At 48.9% G+C, this 25,601-nt stretch carries 18 protein-coding genes, 17 tRNA genes and 2 rRNA genes; 30 read left to right on the plus strand and 7 right to left on the minus strand.

What is annotated here, in order from left to right; genetic code table 11:
• The first annotated feature begins 285 nt into the window (after positions 1 to 285).
• The 21 genes from AC3ITG_RS01565 to AC3ITG_RS01665 all read left to right on the plus strand — a co-directional run bounded on the left by AC3ITG_RS01565 (position 286) and on the right by AC3ITG_RS01665 (position 6,494).
• Positions 286 to 3,211: ribosomal RNA gene (locus AC3ITG_RS01565) — 23S ribosomal RNA — on the plus strand.
• 79 nt (positions 3,212 to 3,290) lie between these two features.
• Positions 3,291 to 3,407: ribosomal RNA gene (rrf, locus tag AC3ITG_RS01570) — 5S ribosomal RNA — on the plus strand.
• Positions 3,408 to 3,464: 57 nt separating this feature from the next.
• Positions 3,465 to 3,541, plus strand: a tRNA-Ile gene (locus AC3ITG_RS01575).
• A gap of 26 nt (positions 3,542 to 3,567) precedes the next feature.
• Positions 3,568 to 3,643 (plus strand) — tRNA-Ala (locus tag AC3ITG_RS01580).
• Between the two features lies 1 nt (position 3,644).
• Positions 3,645 to 3,720 (plus strand) — tRNA-Asn (locus tag AC3ITG_RS01585).
• Between the two features lie 4 nt (positions 3,721 to 3,724).
• Positions 3,725 to 3,816, plus strand: a tRNA-Ser gene (locus AC3ITG_RS01590).
• Positions 3,817 to 3,835: 19 nt separating this feature from the next.
• Positions 3,836 to 3,907, plus strand: a tRNA-Glu gene (locus tag AC3ITG_RS01595).
• Between the two features lie 7 nt (positions 3,908 to 3,914).
• A tRNA-Val gene (locus AC3ITG_RS01600) sits at positions 3,915 to 3,990 on the plus strand.
• A 19-nt stretch (positions 3,991 to 4,009) separates the two neighbouring features.
• Positions 4,010 to 4,083: transfer RNA gene (locus AC3ITG_RS01605), tRNA-Met, on the plus strand.
• 27 nt (positions 4,084 to 4,110) lie between these two features.
• Positions 4,111 to 4,188: transfer RNA gene (locus AC3ITG_RS01610), tRNA-Asp, on the plus strand.
• 28 nt (positions 4,189 to 4,216) lie between these two features.
• Positions 4,217 to 4,292 (plus strand) — tRNA-Thr (locus AC3ITG_RS01615).
• Positions 4,293 to 4,389: 97 nt separating this feature from the next.
• Positions 4,390 to 4,465, plus strand: a tRNA-His gene (locus tag AC3ITG_RS01620).
• Positions 4,466 to 4,476: 11 nt separating this feature from the next.
• Positions 4,477 to 4,551: transfer RNA gene (locus AC3ITG_RS01625), tRNA-Gln, on the plus strand.
• Positions 4,552 to 4,567: 16 nt separating this feature from the next.
• Positions 4,568 to 4,643 (plus strand) — tRNA-Lys (locus AC3ITG_RS01630).
• A 9-nt stretch (positions 4,644 to 4,652) separates the two neighbouring features.
• A tRNA-Leu gene (locus AC3ITG_RS01635) sits at positions 4,653 to 4,739 on the plus strand.
• Between the two features lie 8 nt (positions 4,740 to 4,747).
• Positions 4,748 to 4,822: transfer RNA gene (locus AC3ITG_RS01640), tRNA-Gly, on the plus strand.
• A 6-nt stretch (positions 4,823 to 4,828) separates the two neighbouring features.
• A tRNA-Arg gene (locus AC3ITG_RS01645) sits at positions 4,829 to 4,905 on the plus strand.
• A gap of 16 nt (positions 4,906 to 4,921) precedes the next feature.
• A tRNA-Pro gene (locus AC3ITG_RS01650) sits at positions 4,922 to 4,995 on the plus strand.
• Between the two features lie 9 nt (positions 4,996 to 5,004).
• Positions 5,005 to 5,075 (plus strand) — tRNA-Gly (locus tag AC3ITG_RS01655).
• Positions 5,076 to 5,162: 87 nt separating this feature from the next.
• Positions 5,163 to 5,801: a pentapeptide repeat-containing protein gene (locus tag AC3ITG_RS01660; protein WP_489252592.1), complete on the plus strand. Its 639-nt coding sequence runs from the start codon at positions 5,163 to 5,165 to the stop codon at positions 5,799 to 5,801.
• A gap of 87 nt (positions 5,802 to 5,888) precedes the next feature.
• Positions 5,889 to 6,494, plus strand: coding sequence for a short chain dehydrogenase (locus tag AC3ITG_RS01665; protein ID WP_413374573.1), 606 nt, complete (start codon positions 5,889 to 5,891; stop codon positions 6,492 to 6,494).
• A 161-nt stretch (positions 6,495 to 6,655) separates the two neighbouring features.
• Here the strand turns inward: AC3ITG_RS01665 and AC3ITG_RS01670 are convergent, their stop codons facing one another.
• Positions 6,656 to 7,516 (minus strand): CYTH domain-containing protein, encoded by an 861-nt coding sequence (locus tag AC3ITG_RS01670; RefSeq protein ID WP_489252593.1) that lies wholly within the window; start codon positions 7,514 to 7,516, stop codon positions 6,656 to 6,658.
• Between the two features lie 144 nt (positions 7,517 to 7,660).
• Positions 7,661 to 8,569, minus strand: coding sequence for a LysR family transcriptional regulator (locus AC3ITG_RS01675; protein WP_489252594.1), 909 nt, complete (start codon positions 8,567 to 8,569; stop codon positions 7,661 to 7,663).
• A 169-nt stretch (positions 8,570 to 8,738) separates the two neighbouring features.
• Here AC3ITG_RS01675 and AC3ITG_RS01680 point away from each other — a divergent pair, with 169 nt between their 5' ends.
• The 4 genes from AC3ITG_RS01680 (at position 8,739) to AC3ITG_RS01695 (ending at position 14,244) form a co-directional block, all read left to right on the plus strand.
• Positions 8,739 to 9,755 (plus strand): ABC transporter ATP-binding protein, encoded by a 1,017-nt coding sequence (locus AC3ITG_RS01680; RefSeq protein ID WP_489252595.1) that lies wholly within the window; start codon positions 8,739 to 8,741, stop codon positions 9,753 to 9,755.
• 77 nt (positions 9,756 to 9,832) lie between these two features.
• On the plus strand, positions 9,833 to 10,909 hold the full coding sequence (locus AC3ITG_RS01685; RefSeq protein ID WP_489252596.1) for an ABC transporter substrate-binding protein: 1,077 nt from the start codon (positions 9,833 to 9,835) through the stop codon (positions 10,907 to 10,909).
• Positions 10,910 to 10,999: 90 nt separating this feature from the next.
• Positions 11,000 to 12,685 (plus strand): ABC transporter permease, encoded by a 1,686-nt coding sequence (locus AC3ITG_RS01690; protein ID WP_489252597.1) that lies wholly within the window; start codon positions 11,000 to 11,002, stop codon positions 12,683 to 12,685.
• Entirely contained in the window at positions 12,682 to 14,244 is a 1,563-nt protein-coding gene (locus AC3ITG_RS01695; RefSeq protein WP_489252598.1) for an MBL fold metallo-hydrolase, read from the plus strand. The genes AC3ITG_RS01690 and AC3ITG_RS01695 overlap by 4 nt, the downstream gene beginning before the upstream one ends.
• A gap of 170 nt (positions 14,245 to 14,414) precedes the next feature.
• Here AC3ITG_RS01695 and AC3ITG_RS01700 read toward each other — a convergent pair whose 3' ends face one another.
• The 3 genes from AC3ITG_RS01700 to AC3ITG_RS01710 are packed head-to-tail and all read right to left on the minus strand — an operon-like array spanning position 14,415 to position 17,281.
• Positions 14,415 to 14,969 carry a GerMN domain-containing protein gene (locus tag AC3ITG_RS01700; protein WP_489252599.1) on the minus strand — a complete coding sequence of 185 codons (555 nt, stop codon included), beginning with the start codon at positions 14,967 to 14,969 and terminating at the stop codon, positions 14,415 to 14,417.
• A 41-nt stretch (positions 14,970 to 15,010) separates the two neighbouring features.
• Positions 15,011 to 16,432 (minus strand): N-acetylmuramoyl-L-alanine amidase family protein, encoded by a 1,422-nt coding sequence (locus AC3ITG_RS01705; RefSeq protein ID WP_489252600.1) that lies wholly within the window; start codon positions 16,430 to 16,432, stop codon positions 15,011 to 15,013.
• A gap of 24 nt (positions 16,433 to 16,456) precedes the next feature.
• The gene (locus tag AC3ITG_RS01710) at positions 16,457 to 17,281 is read right to left on the minus strand and encodes a hypothetical protein (protein ID WP_489252601.1); all 825 of its coding nucleotides are present in this window, start codon (positions 17,279 to 17,281) and stop codon (positions 16,457 to 16,459) included.
• Between the two features lie 296 nt (positions 17,282 to 17,577).
• Here AC3ITG_RS01710 and AC3ITG_RS01715 point away from each other — a divergent pair, with 296 nt between their 5' ends.
• On the plus strand, positions 17,578 to 18,807 hold the full coding sequence (locus tag AC3ITG_RS01715; protein WP_489252602.1) for an anhydro-N-acetylmuramic acid kinase: 1,230 nt from the start codon (positions 17,578 to 17,580) through the stop codon (positions 18,805 to 18,807).
• Between the two features lie 124 nt (positions 18,808 to 18,931).
• Positions 18,932 to 19,771: a MurR/RpiR family transcriptional regulator gene (locus tag AC3ITG_RS01720; RefSeq protein WP_064642976.1), complete on the plus strand. Its 840-nt coding sequence runs from the start codon at positions 18,932 to 18,934 to the stop codon at positions 19,769 to 19,771.
• A gap of 145 nt (positions 19,772 to 19,916) precedes the next feature.
• On the opposite strand, the gene murQ is transcribed toward AC3ITG_RS01720, so the two are convergent.
• Together murQ and AC3ITG_RS01730 are read right to left on the minus strand one after the other, a co-directional pair.
• Positions 19,917 to 20,822, minus strand: a complete 906-nt coding sequence (murQ, locus tag AC3ITG_RS01725; RefSeq protein WP_489252603.1) for an N-acetylmuramic acid 6-phosphate etherase — start codon at positions 20,820 to 20,822, stop codon at positions 19,917 to 19,919.
• A 22-nt stretch (positions 20,823 to 20,844) separates the two neighbouring features.
• Positions 20,845 to 21,807 (minus strand): N-acetylglucosamine kinase, encoded by a 963-nt coding sequence (locus AC3ITG_RS01730; protein WP_489252604.1) that lies wholly within the window; start codon positions 21,805 to 21,807, stop codon positions 20,845 to 20,847.
• A 361-nt stretch (positions 21,808 to 22,168) separates the two neighbouring features.
• Here AC3ITG_RS01730 and AC3ITG_RS01735 point away from each other — a divergent pair, with 361 nt between their 5' ends.
• From AC3ITG_RS01735 to AC3ITG_RS01745, 3 genes are all read left to right on the plus strand, one after another.
• Positions 22,169 to 23,521 (plus strand): ABC transporter substrate-binding protein, encoded by a 1,353-nt coding sequence (locus AC3ITG_RS01735; RefSeq protein ID WP_489252605.1) that lies wholly within the window; start codon positions 22,169 to 22,171, stop codon positions 23,519 to 23,521.
• A 55-nt stretch (positions 23,522 to 23,576) separates the two neighbouring features.
• Complete coding sequence (locus AC3ITG_RS01740; RefSeq protein ID WP_489252606.1) at positions 23,577 to 24,500, plus strand: carbohydrate ABC transporter permease; 924 nt, start codon at positions 23,577 to 23,579, stop codon at positions 24,498 to 24,500.
• A 261-nt stretch (positions 24,501 to 24,761) separates the two neighbouring features.
• Positions 24,762 to 25,595 (plus strand): carbohydrate ABC transporter permease, encoded by an 834-nt coding sequence (locus tag AC3ITG_RS01745; RefSeq protein ID WP_062322342.1) that lies wholly within the window; start codon positions 24,762 to 24,764, stop codon positions 25,593 to 25,595.
• Positions 25,596 to 25,601 lie beyond the last annotated feature (6 nt).

Consider the following 25,601-nt stretch of genomic DNA (forward strand, 5'->3'; position numbering starts at 1 on the left):
TGGAAACATTCAAATACGCAGACTAGATCTGCAAAACTACTCACTCGTTGCTCAGTTTTGAGAGCTCAAACTCTCAAACAGCTTGCTTTTGCATGGAGCTTGTTCTTTGAAAACTAGATATCGAAACGAAATTTTGCGATTTAGAACATTCCTTTTTAAGCTGAACTTGTGTTAAACAAGTTTCAATAAAAACGGTAGATTGCATGAGCGAGTGATCGAAATGGAACGACTTTTGGCTTTGCGCAAGCAAAACAAGGGAAGAGACAGCTCGAACACGAGCGATATGGTTAAGCTACTAAGAGCACACGGAGGATGCCTAGGCGCTAGGAGCCGATGAAGGACGTGGCGAACAACGAAACTGCCTCGGGGAGCTGTAAGCAAGCTTTGATCCGGGGGTGTCCGAATGGGGAAACCCAGCTGGGGTAATTTCCAGTTACTCATAACTGAATACATAGGTTATGTAGAGGCATACCAGGGGAACTGAAACATCTAAGTACCTTGAGGAAGAGAAAACAATAGTGATTCCGTCAGTAGCGGCGAGCGAACGCGGAGAAGCCCAAACCAGAGAGCTTGCTCTTTGGGGTTGTGGGACATCTCACATGGAGTTACAAAGGAACCGGTTAAGCGAAGAGGTCTGGAAAGGCCCGCCAAAGAAGGTAAAAGCCCTGTACTTGAAAGTCTGTTCCCTCCGAGATGTATCCCGAGTAGTGCGGGGCACGTGAAACCCCGTATGAATCCGGCAGGACCATCTGCCAAGGCTAAATACTTCCTAGCGACCGATAGTGAAGCAGTACCGTGAGGGAAAGGTGAAAAGCACCCCGGAAGGGGAGTGAAATAGAACCTGAAACCGTGTGCTTACAAAAAGTCAGAGCCCGTTTTAGGGGTGATGGCGTGCCTTTTGTAGAATGAACCGGCGAGTTACGTTCCCGTGCAAGGTTAAGGTGAAGAGCCGGAGCCGCAGCGAAAGCGAGTCTGAATAGGGCGACTTAGTACGTGGACGTAGACCCGAAACCGGGTGATCTACCCCTGTCCAGGGTGAAGGTGCGGTAACACGCACTGGAGGCCCGAACCCACGCATGTTGAAAAATGCGGGGATGAGGTGGGGGTAGCGGAGAAATTCCAATCGAACTCGGAGATAGCTGGTTCTCCCCGAAATAGCTTTAGGGCTAGCCTCGGAAAACAGAGTCGTGGAGGTAGAGCACTGATTGGGTGCGGGGCCCGCAAGGGTTACCAAGCTCAGTCAAACTCCGAATGCCATAGACTTACTTCCGGGAGTCAGACAGTGAGTGCTAAGATCCATTGTCAAAAGGGAAACAGCCCAGACCATCAGCTAAGGTCCCCAAGTGTGTGTTAAGTGGGAAAGGATGTGGAGTTGCACAGACAACCAGGATGTTGGCTTAGAAGCAGCCACCATTGAAAGAGTGCGTAATAGCTCACTGGTCGAGTGACTCTGCGCCGAAAATGTAACGGGGCTAAACACACCACCGAAGCTATGGCTTGATGCTTTGCATCAGGGGTAGGGGAGCGTTGTATAAGGGTTGAAGGTGTACCGTAAGGAGCGCTGGACATTATACAAGTGAGAATGCCGGTATGAGTAACGAAAAGATCAGTGAGAATCTGATCCGCCGAAAGCCTAAGGGTTCCTGAGGAAGGCTCGTCCGCTCAGGGTAAGTCGGGACCTAAGGCGAGGCCGAAAGGCGTAGTCGAAGGACAACAGGTCGAAATTCCTGTACCACCGTAAGCCGTTATGAGCAATGGGGGGACGCAGCAGGGTAGTGACGCGGACTGATGGATGTCCGTCTAAGCAGTGAGGCTGATGTGTAGGCAAATCCGCACATCGTAAGGCTGGGCTGTGATGGGGAGCGAAAATTATAGTAGCGAAGGTCATGATCTCACACTGCCAAGAAAAGCCTCTAGCCAGGTGATGGTGCCCGTACCGCAAACCGACACAGGTAGGCGAGAAGAGAATTCTAAGGCGCGCGGAAGAACTCTCGTTAAGGAACTCGGCAAAATGACCCCGTAACTTCGGGAGAAGGGGTGCCCCGGTAGTGTGAATAGCACGAGGGGGCCGCAGTGAAAAGGCCCAAGCGACTGTTTAGCAAAAACACAGGTCTGTGCGAAGCCGTAAGGCGAAGTATACGGGCTGACGCCTGCCCGGTGCTGGAAGGTTAAGGGGAGCGGTTAGGAGCAATCCGAAGCTGTGAACCGAAGCCCCAGTAAACGGCGGCCGTAACTATAACGGTCCTAAGGTAGCGAAATTCCTTGTCAGGTAAATTCTGACCCGCACGAATGGCGTAACGACTTGGGCGCTGTCTCAACGAGAGATCCGGTGAAATTTTAATACCTGTGAAGATGCAGGTTACCCGCGACAAGACGGAAAGACCCCATGGAGCTTTACTGCAGCTTGATATTGAATTTGGGTACGATCTGTACAGGATAGGTGGGAGCCTTTGAAACGTGAGCGCCAGCTTGCGTGGAGGCACCGTTGGGATACCACCCTGATCGTATCTAGGTTCTAACCTGGTACCGTAATCCGGTGCGGGGACAGTGTCAGGTGGGCAGTTTGACTGGGGCGGTCGCCTCCTAAAGAGTAACGGAGGCGCCCAAAGGTTCCCTCAGAATGGTTGGAAATCATTCGAAGAGTGCAAAGGCATAAGGGAGCTTGACTGCGAGACCTACAAGTCGAGCAGGGACGAAAGTCGGGCTTAGTGATCCGGTGGTACCGCATGGAAGGGCCATCGCTCAACGGATAAAAGCTACCCTGGGGATAACAGGCTTATCTCCCCCAAGAGTCCACATCGACGGGGAGGTTTGGCACCTCGATGTCGGCTCATCGCATCCTGGGGCTGAAGTAGGTCCCAAGGGTTGGGCTGTTCGCCCATTAAAGCGGTACGCGAGCTGGGTTCAGAACGTCGTGAGACAGTTCGGTCCCTATCTGTCGTGGGCGTAGGAAATTTGAGAGGAGCTGTCCTTAGTACGAGAGGACCGGGATGGACGTACCGCTGGTGTACCAGTTGTTCCGCCAGGAGCACCGCTGGGTAGCTATGTACGGAAGGGATAAGCGCTGAAAGCATCTAAGCGTGAAGCCCCCCTCAAGATGAGATTTCCCAGTATGTAAGACCCCTTGAAGACGACGAGGTAGATAGGCTGGGGGTGGAAGTGCAGCAATGCATGGAGCTGACCAGTACTAATCGGTCGAGGGCTTATCCAATATGCAAGTTATAAATCGCAAATTTCGTTTCGGATCTAGTTTTCAGAGAATGATCTCTGAATGTAAGCTAAGCTATGCGTTTGGTGGCGATGGCGGAGGGGTTCCACACGTACCCATCCCGAACACGACCGTTAAGCCCTCTAGCGCCGATGGTACTTGGACCGCAGGGTCCTGGGAGAGTAGGACGCCGCCAAGCGAATTCCCTTTGGGGTATTTTTTTTGCCCCCCTCGTAAGGAAAAGGGAAATATATTGGGGCCCTTAGCTCAGTTGGTTAGAGCGCACCTCTGATAAGGGTGAGGCCGGTGGTTCGAGTCCACCAGGGCCCACCATATAGTTTTAAACCACAGTGAAACATGGGGCCATAGCTCAGCTGGGAGAGCGCCTGCCTTGCAAGCAGGAGGTCAGCGGTTCGATCCCGCTTGGCTCCACCATTCCCTGATAGCTCAGTTGGTAGAGCACTCGACTGTTAATCGAGTTGTCACAGGTTCGAGCCCTGTTCGGGGAGCCATTCAGGAGAGGTGTCCGAGTTGGTCGAAGGAGCACGATTGGAAATCGTGTAGGCGCCAAAAGCGTCTCGAGGGTTCGAATCCCTCTCTCTCCGCCAGATAGAATTTTGTTACTGTGGCCCGTTGGTCAAGGGGTTAAGACACCTCCCTTTCACGGAGGTAACAGGGGTTCGAATCCCCTACGGGTCATATATATGGAGGCTTAGCTCAGCTGGGAGAGCATCTGCCTTACAAGCAGAGGGTCGGGGGTTCGATCCCCTCAGCCTCCACCATATAGTTTTTAAATAACGACGCGGGGTGGAGCAGCCCGGTAGCTCGTCGGGCTCATAACCCGAAGGCCGCAGGTTCAAATCCTGCCCCCGCAATTATACTTTCTCTGAAGAAAGTGATCTGGAACCGTGGTGTAGTTGGCCTAACATGCCTGCCTGTCACGCAGGAGATCGCGGGTTCGAATCCCGTCGGTTCCGCCATTTTTACTCAAGTAACATTTTACACCGTGCCGGTGTAGCTCAACTGGTAGAGCAACTGACTTGTAATCAGTAGGTTGGGGGTTCAAGTCCTCTCGCCGGCACCATTTATTGCATTTACCTCTGAATTTATAATAGAATGTATATTGTAGTTTCAGATGGGAATACTGAGATACTCTCAGCGAATGTAAGGGATAGCTTATGGCGATCGTGGCGAAGTGGTTAACGCACCGGTTTGTGGATCCGGCATTCGGGGGTTCAATTCCCCTCGATCGCCCCATGTTTTCTTAATGGGGATTAGCCAAGCGGTAAGGCAACGGACTTTGACTCCGTCATGCATAGGTTCAAATCCTATATCCCCAGCCATTTTAGTTTTTAGTTTGAGTCATTAGCTCAGTTGGTAGAGCACCTGACTTTTAATCAGGGTGTCGAAGGTTCGAGCCCTTCATGACTCACCATTATATTTTGCGGTCGTGGCGGAATTGGCAGACGCGCACGGTTCAGGTCCGTGTGGGCTAACCCCCGTGGAGGTTCGAGTCCTCTCGACCGCACCATATATTTTGCGGAAGTGGCTCAGCGGTAGAGCATCGCCTTGCCAAGGCGAGGGTCGCGGGTTCGATTCCCGTCTTCCGCTCCAATATTTGCGCCCTTAGCTCAGCTGGATAGAGCGTTTGACTACGAATCAAAAGGCCGGGAGTTCGAATCTCTCAGGGCGCGCCATTATTTTCATAAGTATCGGGATGTAGCTCAGCTTGGTAGAGCACCTGGTTTGGGACCAGGGGGTCGCATGTTCAAATCGTGTCATCCCGATTTTTATATGCGGGTGTAGTTCAATGGTAGAACTTTAGCCTTCCAAGCTAATAGCGTGGGTTCGATTCCCATCACCCGCTTCATGGTAACAACAAAGAGAGCTCTTGCTTATTGCAAGGGCTCTTTTTGATATAGTAATCTTAAGTAAGAAAATAGTGGGAGGACTTATGAAAAATAAAATAGAAGCGCCAAAGATTCCCCTGGAACTCGAAGACTTATCGTTAACTTTAGAAGCATGGGAGAGTAAAGAAGAAATCAAACATGGGCGATTTACCAATATCTCTATTGAGAATCAGAGCGCCAGCAGAGTTTCATTCGATAAAGTGGTCTTTGAGAACGTGATCTTCAGCCAGTCCTCTCTCCCCGAAGTCGAGCTTACTGATGTAATTTTTGATAAATGTGATTTGTCCAATATGGACTTTAACGGTTCTTTCCTCCACCGAACAGAGTTTAGAAACTGTAAATTGCTTGGTACCAATTTTGCAAATAGCAGGTTCCAAAATGTAAGCTTTCAGGGCTGTGTAGCTGACCTTTCTTTATTTCGATTCTCCAAGTTTAAACAGGTGAAGTACACGGAATGTTCTCTGGTGAGTGGCGATTTCTTTCAAGCTACTGCCCAAAAATTGGAGTTTTCTGAATGCAATATAGACCAAGCTCTTTTGTCGGGTGTTAAGCTTAAGGGAGTGGACCTTAGTGACTGTAGCTTTGAAAGGTTACATGTAGATATTGAGGATCTGAACGGATGTATCATCTCAGATGCTCAGGCCGCCTCTTTTGTTGGATTATTAGGCTTAATTGTGAAGTGAGTTTGATTATGCGAGTGATCTTTGTTTAAATGAAGAGATCAATGAATGTACAACATCATGCTTTCACTGATAAAAAGGAGGCGGATTATGAAAAGGGCTCTGGTTATTGGAGGACATGGAACATTAGGTAAGGCTGTTGTTGCGAAGCTTCAGGAATATTCCGTTGAGGTCATTACAGCCGGCAGGCAATCCGGAGATTACCAGGTGGATATGACATCCACAGAGAGTATTACATCCCTCTTTGAAACGGTGACTAATATTGATTATGTCATTGTTGCAGCCGGCCAGACCCATTATGCGAAGTTGGAGGAGCTGACCCCTGAGAACAATATGATTAGTGTGCAGGGGAAATTACTTGGTCAAGTGAACATCGTCTTGATTGGACAGCACTACATCAACGATATGGGAAGTTTTACGCTGGTCAGTGGCATTATACAGGACCATCCCATTCTCAAAGGCGCATCCAGTGCTATGGTCAACGGTGCAATTGATTCGTTTGCCAAAGCAGCAGCTTATGAGTTGCCCCGAGGTATACGTCTGAATTCGGTTAGTCCTAACCTGTTTGTTGAATCCGCAGAGAAATATAAAGGTGTGTTTATCGGATTTAATCCGGTGCCTGTGGAGCGAGTCGCCAATACGTTTATCCAGAGTGCACTTGGGATCGAAACAGCCCAGACCTTTAAAATATACTAACTGTAAGAAATAGTAAGTATAAAGGAGATCAGCAAAATGTTCCTGCTGATCTCCTTTTGTTTTGGTTGAAATGGAAGTTCGGCTTTAAAATTTTCTCCGTTGCCCCATAAGCCGCTAGATACCATTACTTAGACTCATACGATATAGACAACAACAACCAATTAGTATCTTTCCAAGATCAGTTGAGTTTTCAGGCCATCAGCAGGAATGAGCCAGTTTTTGTTCTCCAGCACTTGCATCAGTTGGGTACGTAGTCCGGAAACAGCTGTAGAATCTGCTGTTTTGAAAGAGATCTCAACGATATTCTCTACACCTGTGCCTGCTGCGTTACGAATCGGCCATACTTCAAGGGTGAGTTCCTGCCCATTCCATGTGCCTTCATAGCGTTGGAACGTTACCGGACCGTAGGCGCGGGATTGCGTGAGTTGTTGTTTACCCCAGTTGGAGGAGGACCAATTTTTTAGTTTGCCAGGCAACTTGTCCAATAACATGCTCAAGGCTTCCTGCTGTGATGGAAGTTGTACGCCTGTAGCTTTGGTATCCACCTTTTTAGTGTTGGAGAAGCTTAATGTTTGTTTGCCATATCCCCAGTCAATTTCAGCCTCGTAGTTATCATCTGACGCATCAAATCCCTCTTGGTTAGCCAGAGTCAACGCCGCATTAACATCACCATTAATGACAGGGTAGCGCTTCTTATAAGTCAGTTCATAGTTATTCTTGTCATCCTTCTTCCGAAAACGGACGTTCCATCCCTGTTGATCCAGATTGAGCGCGTTGGTGTCGAAATACTCTGCACTAATGTTTCTTGCTGTGGAGCTCAACCCAAGCGTCTGAATGACTTCACTGCGTGGTGTCCCATCTGTGTTCAATACCAGCTCCGGCTTAGCCAGGAACTTCACTTCATAAGCAGGAACGGCGTTGGCTGCTGCTGAAGCCTGCGGTGCTTCCAGAAACGTCAGTCCACTTCCCAATGTCACGATGCTCAGCATGAATGAGGCGGTTACCTTTTTCCATTTTTTCAAAACCAATCACTCCCTAGGCTGGATTAACGTACAAACCCACTTTATCGTCCGAGTATATGAAAGCGATTAAATGGAAGGGCTCGTTGGGTTAACCCTGCATAGATTTGATGAATGCCAAACGATAGTTTATATGGGATGGCGGAATCATGAATTGAAAAGAGTGAAGCTATGGCTCATGTCCCGCAGTACTTCCTTAAAGCGGTTGACCTGGACGGAAGGATGACGATCTTTGTTGTGGACGGTATATATATGCCGCGGAGCCTGCTCACCTGGAATGGGGAGGACCTTGATCAGTCCATGCTGCTCTTCCCACTGTACGGCCATTCGTGACATGAACGAGATATGACTACCGAGTAGAACCAACTGCTTAATCGCCTCCAGAGAGTCCATCTCAACGGTGCTTCGCAAACGAATATCATGTTGCTCCAGCCATTGGTTAGTTAAACGTCGAGTGCTGGATTCATCCCCATGCAGTGCAAAAGGAACCTGTGCCATATGCTCAGGTTTCAGCACATCCCTCTGAGCCAAGGCATGCTGTGGAGAGCAGATTAATACCAGATCATCCTCACATAGTGTTTCTGCCTGAAGTACCGGACCCACAAAAGGCTCTGAGGAGATCACACCCAAATCAATCTGGTGACGGATCAACATTTCGCGGATAACGGGTGAAGGTTTGACCGATAACATAATTCGAATACCGGGGAATTCCTGTGAAAATGTATTCAAAATAGGCGGCAGCAGATACGTTGCAGGTACATAGCTCGCTCCAATGTGCAGGGTGCCCCGATAGAGGCTGTCATATTCCTTTACCACCCGGCGCGCCTCCTGGGTCAGGGCATTGATTTTGACGGAATAATGTAAGAGGGCTTGTCCAGCCTCGGTGAGAAACGTCTTTCCACTACGCGATTCGAATAATCGCACTCCCATCTCTTCCTCCAGAGACTTCATATGAAAGGTAACGGTAGGCTGCTTGATGCCGAGAAGCTCGGCCACACTGGTCATATGATGATGCTTATCAATGAGTTCAACAATTTGCAGTTTAATCAGGTTCAACGAACTCAACACTCCTCTCGGGTAATTTGAATCACCTTATATAGATTTAATCTATGAACATCAACAGAATTCATCTAAAAAGTTAATTCCAATTTTACATTTCTAACATACAACTCGCGAAAGCGGACGTTAGACTGAGAACAGTACAAGAAGACAGGCAGGGATGCTTATGAAAATGGAAATTACGGGAATTCAAAAATCATTCAATCGCACTCCCGCGCTGCTGCCCACGGATTTAACACTTCAGCATGGACAGTTTACGACGCTGCTCGGCCCATCCGGCTGCGGCAAAACGACGTTGCTGCGCATGCTGGCGGGGCTCGAGCAACCAGATGCGGGAGAAATCGTTGCCGATGGCAAGAGTTTCTACTCGGCGACGAAGCGAATAGATGTACCGACACATAAGCGTAATCTGGGCATGGTGTTTCAGGATTTTGCATTATGGCCGCATATGACAGTATACGAAAATGTGGCGTTCGGCCTGAAAGCCGGAAAGCAGAAATCGGATCTGCGCCAAAAGGTGACCGAAGCACTTGGCATGGTTCGCCTGCAAGGCATGGAGGATCGTTATCCTCATCAGCTGTCGGGAGGACAGCAGCAACGGGTTGCTTTTGCCAGAGCGGTAGCAGTAAGGCCGGGGATTATCCTGTTCGATGAGCCACTAAGTGCACTGGATGCTGTGCTGCGGGAAGAGATGCGAATTGAGATGATGTCATTGGTACGGGATATGGGACTGACAGCGCTGTACGTCACCCATGATCAAGTTGAGGCGATGTCGATGTCAGATGAGATTGTGGTGATGGAGAAGGGGCGCATATTGCAAAAGGGAACCCCGGAAACGATCTACGCATCGCCAAGCGATCCTTTTGTTGCTTCGTTTATCGGAAAGTCCAACTGGCTTACGCCTAATCAGTCCATGGTGAGACCGGAACATGTCTCCTGGAGCAAAACAGGTCATGACGATCTGTGTTATCAGGCGGTAGTGCTCAGCGTCAGTTATGTAGGAGAGCGTTATGAAATTCGGGTGCAGATGGAGGGACTGAGTGTATGGACAGCCTATCTGGATCGAAGAGTACGCGTAGGGGAGAAGGTTCAGCTCTATGTAGCCCCGGAGCGGATTTGCCGAATGAACGGACAAGACACTCCGAATGTGAAGCCTAGAGAGTTCATCGCAGCAGCCAACTGATCATGATGAGCATAAAGAGTGAGTTTGCAGAAACGTGAATACAAATATAATCAGAAACCAAGGGAGATGGAATGAAAATGTTGGGTATGAAAACACGGAAAAGAAGCGCAATGCTGTTATTATCAGCGGTAATGAGTATCAGTTTGTTCGGATGCAGTACAGGTAATTCAACTACCGGGAATGCGGGTCAAGCTGCGGGGGAAGGCAGTACGGCTACTGCATCGGCGGAAACGACAAAGCCAGCAGGCGGTAAGCTGGTATTGTACAGTGCAGGACCTCAGAAGCTGGCGGATAACATCATCAGCGGATTTACAGCCAAGACGGGCATTGAAGTGGAGATGTTCCAGGGCACGACAGGAAAAATTCTAGCTCGCATGGAAGCTGAAAAATCCAACCCGGTAGCGGACGTTGTTATCCTGGCCTCTCTGCCTTCGGCACAAGCACTGAAAGCGGATGGTCTGACACTCCCATATCCTGATGCTGAGAATGCAGACAAGCTGAATAGGGACTGGTCGGATGCCGAAGGCAACTATTTTAGCTCCAGTGCTTCGGCACTCGGAATTGTCTACAATACGAAGCTGGTGTCCACGCCACCAACCAGTTGGGCTGAGCTGGCAACACCTGCCTGGAAAGATGTTGTGAACATTCCTGATCCTACACTGTCCGGTTCCGCGCTGGACTTCATTACGGGATACCTGAGTGTGAATGGAGATAAAGGCTGGGACTTGCTGGACAGCTACAAAGCCAATGGTGTAGCGATGGCAGGAGCGAATCAGGAAGCACTTGACCCGGTCATTACGGGAGCGAAAAGCATCGTAGCAGCTGGTGTGGACTACATGGCGTATTCCTCCAAAGCCAAAGGTGAACCGCTGGACATCGTATATCCAGAGGAAGGGACTGTAATCAGTCCAAGACCGGCAGCGATTCTGAAATCGAGTCAGAATGTGGAGAATGCCAAGGCGTTTATCGACTACCTGTTGTCTGATGAGGCACAAAAGCTCGTTGCAGATGCTTACCTGATTCCGGGTCGTGAAGACATCGAGGCGACTAACCGGGCGAATCTGAAGGATATCCCGCAGCTTAAAGTGGATTGGAACTGGATGAGTGAAAACGGAGATGAGACAGCGGCACGTTTCTCCGAGACTTTTAAATAAGAATAGTGTTATGACCTGCCGATTGAGTAACTAGAACAACTAGAGTGAAGAGACGATTGTCTTGTGGAAGTCATGTGAGGTGAAATCGTAGTGAAACCTGTTGTAGTAGACAACAACCGTATTTTTCGGAGAGTGGGCGTGATTCTGGCCCTCTTTCTGCTGACGATAAGCATTGGTGTACCGCTCTTACTGATTTTCTGGCAAAGCGTATATCCGGACGGGCAATGGGATTGGATGGCTCCGATTCGCACCATTACCGGACAACATTTATCCGGGGTGCTGCTGAATTCCGTCTGGCTGGGGATCTGCGTGGTAGCTGTAACAACGCTGCTGGCATTGCCACTGGCCTGGATGATGGCGAAGACCCGCATGGGTCAGCATCGTTGGGTGGACGTGATCCTGATGATTCCGTTCATGACCCCGCCGTATATCGGCTCTATGGGATGGATTCTGTTTATGCAAAAAGGGGGATACCTGCAGCAATGGGTGCCCTCCGCTGCGAACTGGAGTGAGTTGTTCTTCAGCTTCTGGGGCATGGTGCTCATTATGAGCCTGCACCTGTTCCCTTTCCTATATCTGTTGCTTAGGGATGCAATCATTCGCATTGGAGGCAATCTGGAAGAAGCGGGAGCGGTGCACGGGGGACGTGCAGGATACCGATTCAGACGCATTATTTTACCACTACTGTTGTCTTCCTATGGCATGGGGATCATGCTCGTCTTTGTCAAAACGATTGCGGAATTCGGAACACCGGCCACCTTCGGGCGCCGTATCGGTTATTATGTCATGACCTCTGAGATCCACAAGTATATCTCCAGTTGGCCGATTGATTTTGGTAAAGCAACCTCGCTTGCATCGGTGCTGCTGTCGGTCTGTCTGGTGATGTGGTACATGCAGTCTGCCATGAGTCGAAAGTTCACGTACCGTCTGGTAGGGGGCAAGGGGCAGCGATCTAAACGATATTCCCTACGCGGCGGGGCGGGTTGGTTGTGCGGGTTGTATCTCGCGTTGCTGCTGATTCTGTCGGTGGGTATTCCGTATTTCTCTATTATTGCTGCGTCGACCATGAAACTGCGCGGCGCGGGATTGTCCTTCGACAATCTGACGCTGGATCATTACCGGGAATTGCTGTCCTGGGGATCAGTCAGTATGAAAGCAATCGGAAACAGTCTGGGGCTGTCACTAGCAGCTTCGACGGTTGCAGTTATTATCGGTACAGGTTTTGCACTGACGATTGGTAAATCGTCTTCCTTTATGCAGCGTGTCATTGACCTGTTCAGTCTGCTGCCGAATACGGTGCCTGGCATTGTCATGGTGGTGGGTCTCATCCTGTTCTGGAATTCACCATGGATGCCATTCACCCTGTACAACTCGTACGGAATGGTTGTTCTGACGTATGTGGTTCTCTTCTTGCCGTACACGGTGCAGTATGTCAAATCAAGCTTCACCCAGATAGATGGAACGTTGTTCCAGGCGGGTCAGGTCTTTGGCGGAAGACCGTTATACATTCTGCGGCGTATTCTTCTACCACTGATCATCCCCGGCATGCTGGCCGGATGGATGATGACATTCACCATCGCCACGCGGGAGCTGGTAGGGTCACTGTTGATTTTGCCTCCATCGATGCAGACATCGGCTACGTATATTTTTGCTCAATTTGAACAAGGTCAGGTGTCATTGGGAATGGCGATGGCCGTGGTTACTGTCGGTATGACGGTACTGATGCTGCTCGGCATCGAAGTTCTGAATTCGAAGAGAAAGTGGAATGCATCATGATCAAACTGAAGGTATGGGGCGGCGCCGGGGAACACGGGCGCTCTGCCTATCTCCTGAGAGGGAGCCGGGTACAACTTTTGCTGGATTGTGGCGTGAAAAAAGAAGGAGCCGGCGAGTATCCGTTGATTGAACCGGAAATCGTTAAAGAGCTGGATGTGGTTTTGTTGTCTCACGCCCATGAGGATCATTCTGTCGCTATTCCATTGCTCTATAGGATGGGGTATCAGGGTGAAGTATGGACGACGCGGGAAACCAGGGAGCAATTAGACACTTACTTCAGAGCTTGGCGAAGAAATATGGAGAGGGCAGGACACGCCCTCCCATACGAAGAAGGTGATGAACAGCTGATTCGCTACCGATTTTTGGAGGACGAAGCCGAGGGTGGAACCTGGTTTGAAATGGTCCCTGGCGTCTCGGTAGTGTGGGGGCGCAGTGGACACCTTGCGGGATCGGTATGGTTCGGGCTGGAAATGGAGGATAAGCGGATACTTTATTCCGGTGATTACACCTCCGAATCCATGCTATTGCAGGAGGATTGCCCAGCGGATGTATTCTGGCAGGCAATGGTACCACGTAACAGGCGTGGATTAGATGCTCCAGTTAGTCAACGTTGGAAACCGGATATACGAACAGCCGTGAATAGTGGGCATGTCTTGGCAGGAGAGCCATCCGCGTCGCAGACTCTTCCCTTTGCTGCATCCGAAGGGGTGTTACGATCCCACCTATCAGCAGGGAGACCTGTGGAGCAAGGGGATGGCTATGCTGTATCCAAGGGAGTAGAATTGAACAAAGCATCTTCATCCGGCCTGCTGGATTTGGTGATTATGGATGCTGCATATGGTACAGACCGCGATACGCAGACCAACAAACTGGAACAGCTGGAACAGGCCATCCATGAGACGATTGCCCGGGGTGGAAAGGTGTTAATGCCTATGCCCTCGGTGGGGCGTGGTCAGGAAATCATGTTGTGGTCACAGCAGCAGTTCCCTGACGTTCCGATTGTAGTGGAACAAGGGCTGGTGGACGGACTGAAGCAGCTTTTACGTGCTCCATATTGGCTTAAGGAAGAGGAAGAACACATACCTGGTTCTGTGAAGGAAGCGATTGGGCGTTTTCTGGAGGGTCATGGATGGGGGATGCCTGTGACAAAGGAAGAGCGAGAGCGGCTACTGCATCAACATGCTGCCTCTTTGTGGTTCATTCCGGACGGGATGATGCAGTCCTCTCTTGCCCGCTGGTACTATAACCAGTTTGCGGACGATGAAAATAATCTGGTACTGCTCACTGGGCATGTCTCTGCTGGCACCTATGCTTACAGGCTGTTGCAGAATCCTGCAGAACACGGGGCGTGCGAGGTACGGAAAATTCGTTATAAGGTGCATCAGGGATGGAAGGATGTCGAGAAAATGCTGCATCAGGTTCCTGCAAGGCATACGGTGCTTGTGCATGCGGACCGGGCAGAGACGGATAAACTGAGAGAAGGCTTGCTCAGAGAAAAATGGGTCTCGGGGAAAGGAATACTGCATTCACTATCTCCTGGAGATGAGCTGTACCTGTAAGTTGAATTTGATAAGGATTGGATCTATGTAGGACGTCCCTGGGGACGTCTTTTTGAATGTGGATTTTTATATAAAAAATGCATGATGAGAAGTTAGGCTTCTCATCATGCATGGGAGATGATTCAAGGAGAGAATCATTCGGATATCATCCGGTATCTTTAAAAATTAAATTACGGCTTACGCTGAATAGGATGCTCCAGCTCTGAATGGCCCATCAAGCTATCGAGGGCTTCACCGTCCACCAGAATATCGATACTTTCTACTTCATCGTATTGAAACATCGTCTGGGTCAGTGCATCCAATGCAAGCAGCTCGCCACTGGTTCCCAATTTGGCCTCATCCGGAATATGAACATCCAAAGTGACTTTGCCCTCGCCGTACTGTAGGGAGAGCAATTCAACTTTTTCCCAGAGGGATACGAGCTCCGAATCGGTATTGTTTTGTAAAGCTTCAAATGTTTTTTTGTATTTCTCGGAATCGTCCTTGTATTCAATTTCCTGCTCTTTTTTCTCAAGTTCCAGTACCTGTGCGTCTGCGAAATACACATCAACCGCTTGTGTGTTCATTGTGCCCAGATCCACCTTTGTTTCGGATTGGTCTGGTGACTGTCCCCCCTGAACAGCAGGTTCGGCCGATCCGGATTCACTGACTGGCTTCTGAGCACAACCAATGCCAACAATCATTAAGAAGGATAAGACGAGTGCACATCCCAATTTCGTTTTCAATGGATCACATCCTCCAGCATATTTACATTATATTTTATCATTTAATTTATACCCAGATATTCCTTAATCCCATCTGCTATCGCTTGAGCGGCTTTCATCTGAACAACATCGGACGACATCAGTTCTTCATCCATAACATTACTCAGGAATCCCACTTCCAAAAGTACTGCAGGCATGGTCGTATCTCTGATCACTTCCAAGTTGCCATTTTTCACACCACGGTCTTTTAGCCCCATGGCTTTAACCAAACGTTGATGAATGATATTGGCTAATTCCTTGCTGCTGCTGCGTTGATAGTAGAACGTCTCTGTACCTGTCGCCTGGGGTGAGGACTCCACATTATTGCCATGGATAGATACAAAAACATCCGCGTTTAATTGATTGGCGAGCCGAACACGCTCCGGGCGGGTGGGATAAGTATCACCGTCACGAGTCATCACCAATTCGATATCCGGCTCATTGAGAAGCAGTGCTTGTACTTTGAGAGCCAATGCCAGATTATATTCTTTCTCGGGTTTGTTGGTGATGCTGGTTGAACCTGGATCTTTACCCCCATGGCCTGGGTCAATGACAACGACCTTGCGCCCTGAGTCGCCTATAGGAGTTACAGGAACGGGTGTGACGTTATCTCCCGAAACATTCAGATCGATAATTAGTTTATCAGCAATGATGTTCTGGCTGTACTGTACATCCTTCACCTGATTCAATTCAACGACAATTCGAACTTGACCAGGGTCTTGTTTAAAAAGAGAATATCTAACTTCCGTTACATTGGGGTATGCGTCCACATCCAATTTGCCATTCATGTTTTGATTCAAAGGTTGCGATAGATCACCAAACACTGCTCCGGGCAGATCCACGACCAGACGATCGGGATTCTTCAAAGTCGTCATCACTGGTTTGGATTCACCATCCATAGACACGACGAGCTGATTGTTGGCAAATTGGATATCGGTAACATGTGTTATTGATGCTGGGTTACCGTTTCCTGAACCGTTGCCGGGCTCAACATTGGGCTCTTTACTGGTGTCGGTGTTGATTAAGTATACAATCTTCTCCTTGTTGTTCCATTTCACGTTGAGTCCCATTTGTTCACTGACAAATCGAATGGGTACCACCATGGTGTTATTTAAAATGAGTGGAGCTGTGTTCAGGGTAACTTGCTTGTCAGCGACCATGGCTTGCTTTTGATCAACGGTTAAAGAAATCGTCTTATCATTTTGCTGGATCTTTACATTACGTGTATTTTGATTCCAATCAACTTTGAATTTCAAATTTTCGGCAACAACACGAATCGGAATCATAACATTCTTATTCACGATGGTCACCTGAACGTCACTTGGGAGGATTAATTCCTCGCCGTCCAAGAAGATTTTCGAAGTGCTTGCAGCCGCATTTCCCTGATGAGGGAGTACAACCAGCAAGAACAGACTTAGAAACAGTAGTAAAATCGATTTTTTCATTATGCACCTCTACTATTTAGATCGTTACTGTATGGAATACTTATCCAGCTTGAACCATTCGGCAAACTCATTACGGCTGATTTTCTTAACAGGCTTCACCTTGTTACTCTCTATGCTATACCTATAAAGTATCATTTGATCAGACGGGTACTCACTGATGTAATCTAGTATTTTTCCGTTTTTTTGCCACAAAATCAGAATGGTACTAATATAATTGGTTGCCCTTGGTAGGTATACAAAGCTCTCTTTCTGAACATTGTAGATGGCTATTGAGCTTTTGGAGGGATCTCCGTAAGAGAAGGCTATCTGATCTTCGTTGGGTGCCCAGTTATAGTCGGCAATCGTTTCTATGTTTTTCTTGCCTGCTTTTTTCAATCGGTCATTTAATTCCGTCACTTCACCCGTTTGAAGGTTAAGCAGCATCAGAGTGTTTCCTGAGCTACGTTCTGCGTGTATAGCAAGCCATGTATTGGAGTTAGAGGCAACAACACTTGTGATATCGAGCCAATTGTCCTCCAAATCACTCGTTTCAATCGTATGTTTCTGGCTCCCCTTGGTGACGACAATGGATTGAATTACGTTTTGTTCAAAAGTAGGCTTACCTTCCAACTTCACTGTAGTAGCGGTTAAAGTAATATTTCCTCCTTTCCAGATGATTTTGTTGGTACTGTTGTTCCTTTTAAACGGTTTGACGCTTGAATAGATGGAAGGAGTTACAGAAATCGCATTAATGGAAGAATGTGAAATTAGTTCTGATGCGGCTGGTTTGGCACCAACAACGGATGACGATGTAGTCGTCAATCCCCCCAGTAATAGCACAGTTGAAAACCAAATAACAGCGTTGTTCACCTTGGTATCCCCTTCCGCTGGTGACAGTTTATAACCCTCAACATGTCGATTCCAAAATATACCTTCGTTATATAAACGGTAAAATTGTAAAAATGTTTCTTTTTTGATCGTTATTTATCTGTTTTTATTTATAGAAGCATCTTGTGAGCATTCCAGATCGGACAAAGAGTCGCTATGGTTGAAAGAGTGTAATTAAATTTCATAAAATATTTGACTTGTGAAATTTTATATCATATACTGGGTGAAATTATGGCAGGATGACGTGTTCATCGGGTCTGGCGGGAGGTTGTGAATGGATGGATACAGGCAGCTATCCGATGTGGGAGCAATATCGCTTGAAACGGGAGCATTACATCATTGGACTGATGTCAGGCACGTCCCTCGACGGGACGGATGCGGCATTGGTGCGTATTCTGACAGATGACAGCGGGGCATTGCAAAAGATCGATCTGGTTGACTTCGTCTGCGTACCTTACTCCAATGAATTGAGAGAAGTACTGATTCGACTATGTTCACCGGAGACGGCACGCGTGGATGAGCTGACGGCTGCACATTTTGGCGTATCAGAGTGGTATGCTCACAGTGTCAGAGAGCTTATTCGATCCTCAGGAATCTCGTCCGGTCAGGTGGATGCGATCAGCATGCACGGACAGACCGTATGGCACGCACCTGTAGCCTCGGCTTTTCCAGGGCCAGGAGGAGAGAGTCTTCCAGTGGTGTCCACGTTGCAGATTGGCGAATGCGCCGTTGTACGTGAACGAACGGGCCTGCCAGTGATCGGCAATTTGCGGGCACGGGATATGGCGGCTGGTGGGGAAGGGGCGCCCCTTACTCCTTATGCCGATGCGTTGATGTTCCGCAGTCCAGAGGAAGGACGACTGGTGCAAAATATCGGCGGTATTGGCAACGTTACGGTGCTTCCATCAGAGTCTTCAAATGAAGGCATTTCGGCTTTTGATACGGGACCTGGCAATATGGTGATGGACGCGATCGTACGCCAGGCGACAGCTGGGCGGCAGCACTATGATCCGAATGGAAGAATCGCCGCACAGGGAAAGTTCGATCAGGATCTGGTGGATCTGTGTTTGGACGATAACTATTTCAAAAGGCTCCCTCCTAAGAGCACCGGACGTGAAGTGTACGGTGCGGCATATGCAGCACGCCTTATGGAGATGGCTACTGCGCGTTCCTTATCCCTGGAGGATACGCTAGCTACCGCAACTTGTCTGACCGCGGAGACGATCGTACGGGCAGTGAAGGATTTTATCCTGCCCAAGATGCAAATATCGGCCATGCTCGCCTGCGGTGGTGGCACTTCCAATGCCACGTTAATGGAGATGATCCGTCAGAGACTCCCGGAAGGCATCCGTTTGGAGCGAACAGCGGACTATGGTATACCAGATGATGCTCGCGAAGCGATTGGATTTGCCCTCCTTGGCCATGAGGCACTTATGGGCAGAACCAACACGCTCCCGGCAGTAACCGGTGCGAAACACGCCGTAATATCGGGCAACCTGACACTGTAGTGCAGCAAGGCTTTTGAATGAGTTGGGCTATGCAAGGGCGTTTAATCAATTAGACTCTATTGGAATTATAGGATAAAATGCTTGTACATGAAGGCAGTACGGAAAGGAGGAGCGGATGGAAGGCATGAAGGGTGGACTTGTACGTTTACGCGCATTAATGGATGACTTGACTCCGTCGGAACGGAAGATCGGAGCTTACATTCTCGATCATCCCCAAGAGACGGTTCAGTCCTCGGTGGCACAGCTGTCTGAACGGAGCGGTGGCAGCCCGGCTGCCATTATCCGTCTCTGCAAATCACTGGGTGTAACGGGTTTTCAGGAGCTGAAGCTGAAGATTGCCGGGGATTTGCAGACAGGTGAGCAATACCAATATACGGAGATTCGTCCCCAGGACTCCATGGAGAGCATTATTCAGCATGTGTCCGCAAACAATATTCAGTCGGTGAAGGATACCGTTCATATTTTGGACCCGCGTCTGGTGGAACAGGCAGTGGACGTGCTTCACCGGGCGAACCGGATCTTTTTCTACGGGGTGGGGGCCTCCAACCTGATTGCGCTGGATGCACACTACAAGTTCATGCGAATCAATCGCACAAGCTTTTCGTTCGCCGATCCGCATATGCAGATTTCGTCCGCAACGACGCTTCGCGAAGATGATGCGGTGGTATGTATCTCGTATTCAGGGGAGACTTCGAACGTGATCTCCTGTCTGAAACATGCTCGTGAAGGTGGTGCTGCAACGATTAGCATTACCAAGTGGGGGAGCAATACGCTCAGCAGTTTGGCGGATGTGCCCCTGATGATTACTTCCACCGAAAGCGATATCCGGAGCGGAGCAACTTCGTCACGGATTGCACAGCTGAACGTGATCGACATTTTGTATCTGGCGATTGCCAGCCGCGACTACAACCAGTCGGTGGAATATTTGGAGAAGAGCCGGCAGGCTATTCTGGAGCATAAGTGAAGTAGAACCATATGAATCCCTTTCTGTTTACACAGGAAGGGATTTTTTTGACGGACTATATCCGCTTTTATAAAAAAATAAAAAAAGAGCCCGGACCAATGTCGGGCTCTTTCAACCTCTAGGAATACTCCCTCCTGTGTACAGTTCAGGAAGGCCCTGCAATGGCGCTGCGGACAAATCCATCAGCCAGATCAAGTCTTCGCTGAGCTTCCACGGCGTCCACGCCTGCCATCAGCATGACGATTGCCGTTTTTACATGACCGTCTGCACCGGCAAAAGCCTGTTCAATATCCGCTTCGTTCGCTCCGGTTGCCAGATGGATCATGCGTTTGGCCCGATGGACAAGCTTCTCGTTCGAAGGGTTCAGATCGACCATGAAATTACGGTAAACCTTGCCCAGACGAATCATGGCGGTAGTGGTGAGCATGTTCAGAATCATTTTCTGGGCGCTACCTGCCTTCATACGTGTTGAACCCATGACAACCTCCGGGCCGACAACAGCCTCGATGCTCACATCAGCCAAAAGGGTCATCGGTGTACCTGCGTTGTTACTCAGGCTGATAACAGTAGCTCCGATCTCCTTGGCGTGTCTCATCGCACCCAGCACATATGGGGTTCGCCCACTGGCTGCAATGCCGACCACGACATCGTTTTCGTCTAATCCATGTTCATCAAGGTCCGTAGCTCCCAATTCCTCGCTATCTTCAGCACCTTCAACCGGGTCCTTCACTGCCCGGAATCCCCCTGCAATAATACCCTGCACCATGGAGGGAGGGGTTCCGTAAGTAGGCGGGCATTCCGAAGCGTCAAGTATTCCCAATCGTCCACTGGTACCTGCGCCTACATAAAACAGCCTGCCGCCAGACTGAAAGGCCTCCAAGATCAGGTCCGCCGCTTGGGCAATGACCGGAATCAGGGGCTGAATGAGCTCCGCAATCCGTTGATCTTCCTTATTAATTAACTCCATAATTTCTGCCGAAGGCAATTCATCTATATGATCCGTTAGTGGATTGGGTTGTTCCGTTAGTAGTGAGTTCAGCATGTGATTCATCCGTATGGCCTCCTTCTCTCTTTTAAAATGATTCATTCAGGGAACAGCGTTTTCTTGCCAGTTGTGCTGCACCAATCGCTGAAGCGGGGGCATCTTCACGATATACAAAGTCCAACTCTCCATAATATCCCGATAACTTCTGGATAAATGTATTTCGGAATAGTGCAGCGTATCGAAACAGTGATCCGGACAGGACAACCTGAGTAGATGCAAATTCGGGATGACGAGCAATCAGCGCCTTGGCGGTATCTGCTAATTGTGCAGCTTCATCGATAATCAGTGCCCGAGCGGCCTCATCCCCAGATTCAGCAGCTTCTATAGCAAGACGGGCGATGGATGCTGTCTCGGTTTTGCCCCAATCTGTCTGGTACACCCGTGCCTTTAACTCCGATATATCCCGAAGGTTCAGTTGTTTTAAAAGAAGCGGGGTTAAACGGGTTGGAGGAAGAGCACCGTCATAGCTCTGCATAACCACTTGGAGTGCACGCTGCCCAATACGATAGCCGCTCCCCTCATCTCCGAGCAGATGACCCCAGCCTCCTGCACGGTATCGCTCTCCTTCCAGCGTAAATCCGTACACGATCGACCCTGTTCCAGAGATGCACAATACACCGTGAGTATGTCCGAGAGAGGCCATCAGGGCTATCTCTCCTTCGGATACAACCCAGACCGGACAGCCTTCTGATCCCTGTCGATTACGACTCTTCATATAGTTATTTACTGCGTCGGCTATAAGTTGCCGTTCTTGGATCGTATCTACACCTGACATGCCGAGGCATATACCTTCACAATTTGTCGATAAATCACTTTTTAGATTAAATAGCTGTTCCAGCACTCGTTGCAGTTCGGAAAGGGCCTGTTCAGTTGATACGCTGTGAGGATTCGTGGGACCGCCGCTGAGCCGGGCGAGAATTTCGCCAGACTCAGAAATGATTGCTGCATCAGTATTGGTACCGCCTCCATCTACGCCTACATATACTCGCAAAGTGGCTCACCTCGATTGCTTGAGTTTTCTTTTTACATAGTATAGAGGCATGAAATGAAAAAGTAAAATTAAATTTTATAATAAAAAATAATGTTGAATTTTTATTTCATAGCTCATATAATGAACTCAATCTACAATTTTGGAAGGAATTAATACTGTTAATGTTAACTAAGTTGACGTTAATATTGCATTTAAGAGATTAATCCTGCGTACGTTCAGGTCTAATCCATAAGGGAGGTGCATTTTCCTTACTGCCACGCTCAATAGTCTGTTAAGCCGTTTAAGGATGGATGATTTCAAAAGGGGTAGCATGGTTAGGCAATGCAATTATCGGGAGACGACACGCGAAGGAGATGAAGGGATGAAAAAGAAGGGTCTGGTATGGGCAATGTTGTTGATGATGGTCTGGGTTACTGCCTGCGGGAATAGCGGGGGCGCTGCTTCAGATGATCCCAATGCGGAAGATACGGTGACCGTATGGACTTATCCAGTACATGGGACATATGAAGATGAACTGAAGGATCTGATCGTTGATTTCAATAAAGAACACCCGAACATTACCGTGAAGACGGAAATGCTCTCCTGGGCGGAAGGGCCCAAAAAATTCGATGTCGCTCTGAACGCGGGCAACCCGCCGGATCTTTACTTTCATAGTGTAGACGGCACGTATGTGAATACAGGATTGGCACTTGAGCTGGACAGCTACCTGACACCTGAGATCAAGGATGACTATCTGCCAGGTACGCTTGAATTAGGCCAGATCCAAGGGAAACAGTACGGACTGCCGTTGTATCAATTCCAATGGGCATGGGGTGGCAACAAACGCATTCTGGAGGAAGCGGGCATTGACTGGAAATCCATTCAGCAAAATGGCTGGACCTGGTCCGAATTCAACGCTGCCGCAGCCAAGCTGACCAAAACGCTGGATGGCGGGGCTAAACAATATGCACTGGTTACCGATGGAACCTCGCTTGATTTCATTGAAATGCTGTCCCGAAACAACGGCATGATTGACGTTCTCGACAAAGTGGGCACATTCCAATGGAATGATGGCCGCATTCTGGATACTCTCTCTTTTATCAAAAACCTGATGGATCAAGGTTATATGCCGAAGGAAACAGCTGCTCTTGCTCCAGCCAAACGGACGGATATGTTCTACGCGGGTGAAACGGCGATCATCTCCAAAGCGATTCCTTATTATGATGTGATGATTCAGAACCGCAACAAGGATATTGATGATGGCAAGGTGCAAGGGGAGAAAATTGATTTTGTCCTGCTGCCTGTACCGCATAATGACGATCAACCTGCGGCAACAACGATGGGCGGCGAAGGATATGTAGCCTTCAAACAAAAGAAGGACAAAGGCGAACAGCATGCCAAAAATACGTTCCTGGTCATGGAGGCGCTCAGTGGTGCCAAAGCAGGGAACTCGGCCAATGAACTGGCGCTCCCATTCGTAAGACAATCCCAGGTAGATTTGTTTAAAGGAAAAGAACTTGGTCAACCGGATAATCTGGATGCTGCGAAAGTAATGGCAGAGGATATTGCTATGCCGGTTGTACTGGAACTGGATATCGAGAAAGCATCACAGCAAAAACAATTCAAGGAACAAGTTGTGAAGCCTAACATTCAGGCGTTGTTCTCGGGTGAGAAAACACCGGAGCAGATCGCAGAAGACTTCAAGAACAAAGGCCAGCAGATGTTTGGACAATAACTCGGACAATAAAACATAACGCAAAACCACACTGATTAGGAGAGGAGGATTCGCCATGCAGACCGCCCTTGCGCCAAAACCGTCTTTGCCCCGGACTTCCCGGGTTGCCCGGTTTTGGCGAGACTACGGGTGGGCGTATTTGTTCATTTTGGCGCCTGTCCTGCTGTTTCTCATTTTCACACTGTATCCCGTTCTGACGGCTCTCGTGATGAGCTTCCAGAAATACAACATTATGAATTCGACGTGGGTTGGATTGGATAACTATGAGCGTTTGGTGAAGGATGAGACGTTCTGGAAGTCGATTAAAAATACTCTCATCTTTACTGTGGGTACGGTACCGGTCAATATTCTCATTACATTTGTACTGTCCTACTTCATCTTCCAGATGAAAAGCAAGTGGCAGACGTTCTTCAAAGCAACATTGTACCTGCCTGCGGTAGCATCAGGGGTAACCATCTCCATCGTATGGCTGGCGATCTTTGACCCGACAGATTCTGGACTGCTGAACCGCTTCCTCGGCCTGTTAGGCCTTGATCCGGTGATCTGGCTGGGCCAATCGGGAACGGCACTCTTTTCACTCATTCTGATGAACTGGCTTGGATCGCACGGAGCGGGCATTATTCTGTATCTGGCAGCCATGGGCGGTATTCCAAAATCGCTGTACGAAGCGGCGGATATTGATCATGCCAGCGGCTGGACCCAGTTCAGCAAGATTACATGGCCGCTCCTCAAACCAACGACGCTGTATCTGCTCGTGACAGGTGTGATCATGTCCTTCCAGGTGTTCATCTCGGTATATCTGATGACACAGGGTGGACCGAACTTTGCGACAACAACAATTGCTTACCTGATCTACGAGACGGCATTCAAGTTCTATGAGTTCGGATTAGCTTCTGCACAGTCGTTCGTATTGGCGATTATCATCATTGTCATCTCCGTCATACAGTTCAAATATTTCTCCAGCGATATTGAGTATTAGAGGTAGTTCAAAAAGTCCGCTTTTGATTACGAAGGATGCCTAGTGGCATCATCAGCATCGAATATGGAATTTAGCCGAAATAAGTGTGGGGCTTACGAAGTATGTTTCCTTCGGAAACATTGTGGTTGCTCACGTAGTTTTCCCTACGCTCCGCTACTCCATTTCTAGCTTCATCCCATCTTCTCGGTACTGAAAACCGGTCTTTTTAAACACGTACTATTAGAGCATGTTGCATTAAGCATCCGGGGGTGAATGAAATCCATGAAATCAACACAGAAAAAGACACTGCTTGTCGTTGCATCCATTCTGCTGGTGGTCTGGGCACTGGTGACGGTCATTCCGATGTACTGGATGCTGGTCGGTTCGGTGCAGGATAGTGCGATGTCGGCTTCCTTCAAACCGCAGATGATCCCGGAGCAGCTGTCGTTATCACCATATGAGCGCTTTTTTGCCAAAACTGATGCCTGGCGCTGGCTGTACAACTCGCTGCTCATCTCGGTCATTCTGACCGTGACGAATGTGTTCTTCGCCTCCCTGGCGGGATATGCGTTCGCCAAACTGAAATTCCCGGGAAGTCAGGCCGTATTCTGGACCTTGCTGGGGACGATGATGATCCCGGCACAGGTGACGCTCATTCCCTTGTACATTCTGATGGTCAATGTGTTTGATCTGGGGGATACGTACACGGCCATTATTCTGCCTGCTGCCGTCAGTGTGGGCAATATTTTCTTGATGAAACAGTTCATGTCAACGCTGCCCACATCACTGATTCATGCGGCACGTATTGATGCATGCAGCGAGTTCGGCATCTTCTGGAAAGTGATCCTGCCGATGGCGAAGCCAGGGATCGCGGTGCTGGCGATTTTCACGTTTGTAGCTTCGTGGAATGAATTTTTCTGGCCATTCCTGATCACTAATTCCAACGAGATGCGCACCGTTCAGGTGGGGCTGGCTTCGTTCGTATTTGCCGAATCAACGGATTTCGGCGCAATGATGGCAGGGGCAACGATTGGTGCACTGCCGATGATCATTCTGTTTTTCTCGCTGCAACGTTATTTCCTACAGGGTATTACGATCGGTGCGGTAAAAGGTTAAGGTGAA

This window comes from Paenibacillus sp. GL_099_B (assembly GCF_057835695.1).

Coding starts and splice junctions, on each gene's coding strand:
- AC3ITG_RS01660 (WP_489252592.1), top strand. CDS start 5,163: ATGAAAAATAAAATAGAAGCGCCAAAGATTCCCCTGGAACTCGAAGAC.
- AC3ITG_RS01665 (WP_413374573.1), top strand. CDS start 5,889: ATGAAAAGGGCTCTGGTTATTGGAGGACATGGAACATTAGGTAAGGCT.
- AC3ITG_RS01680 (WP_489252595.1), top strand. CDS start 8,739: ATGAAAATGGAAATTACGGGAATTCAAAAATCATTCAATCGCACTCCC.
- AC3ITG_RS01685 (WP_489252596.1), top strand. CDS start 9,833: ATGTTGGGTATGAAAACACGGAAAAGAAGCGCAATGCTGTTATTATCA.
- AC3ITG_RS01695 (WP_489252598.1), top strand. CDS start 12,682: ATGATCAAACTGAAGGTATGGGGCGGCGCCGGGGAACACGGGCGCTCT.
- AC3ITG_RS01705 (WP_489252600.1), bottom strand. CDS start 16,432: ATGAAAAAATCGATTTTACTACTGTTTCTAAGTCTGTTCTTGCTGGTT.
- AC3ITG_RS01715 (WP_489252602.1), top strand. CDS start 17,578: ATGGATACAGGCAGCTATCCGATGTGGGAGCAATATCGCTTGAAACGG.
- AC3ITG_RS01720 (WP_064642976.1), top strand. CDS start 18,932: ATGAAGGGTGGACTTGTACGTTTACGCGCATTAATGGATGACTTGACT.
- murQ (WP_489252603.1), bottom strand. CDS start 20,822: ATGAATCACATGCTGAACTCACTACTAACGGAACAACCCAATCCACTA.
- AC3ITG_RS01735 (WP_489252605.1), top strand. CDS start 22,169: ATGAAAAAGAAGGGTCTGGTATGGGCAATGTTGTTGATGATGGTCTGG.
- AC3ITG_RS01740 (WP_489252606.1), top strand. CDS start 23,577: ATGCAGACCGCCCTTGCGCCAAAACCGTCTTTGCCCCGGACTTCCCGG.
- AC3ITG_RS01745 (WP_062322342.1), top strand. CDS start 24,762: ATGAAATCAACACAGAAAAAGACACTGCTTGTCGTTGCATCCATTCTG.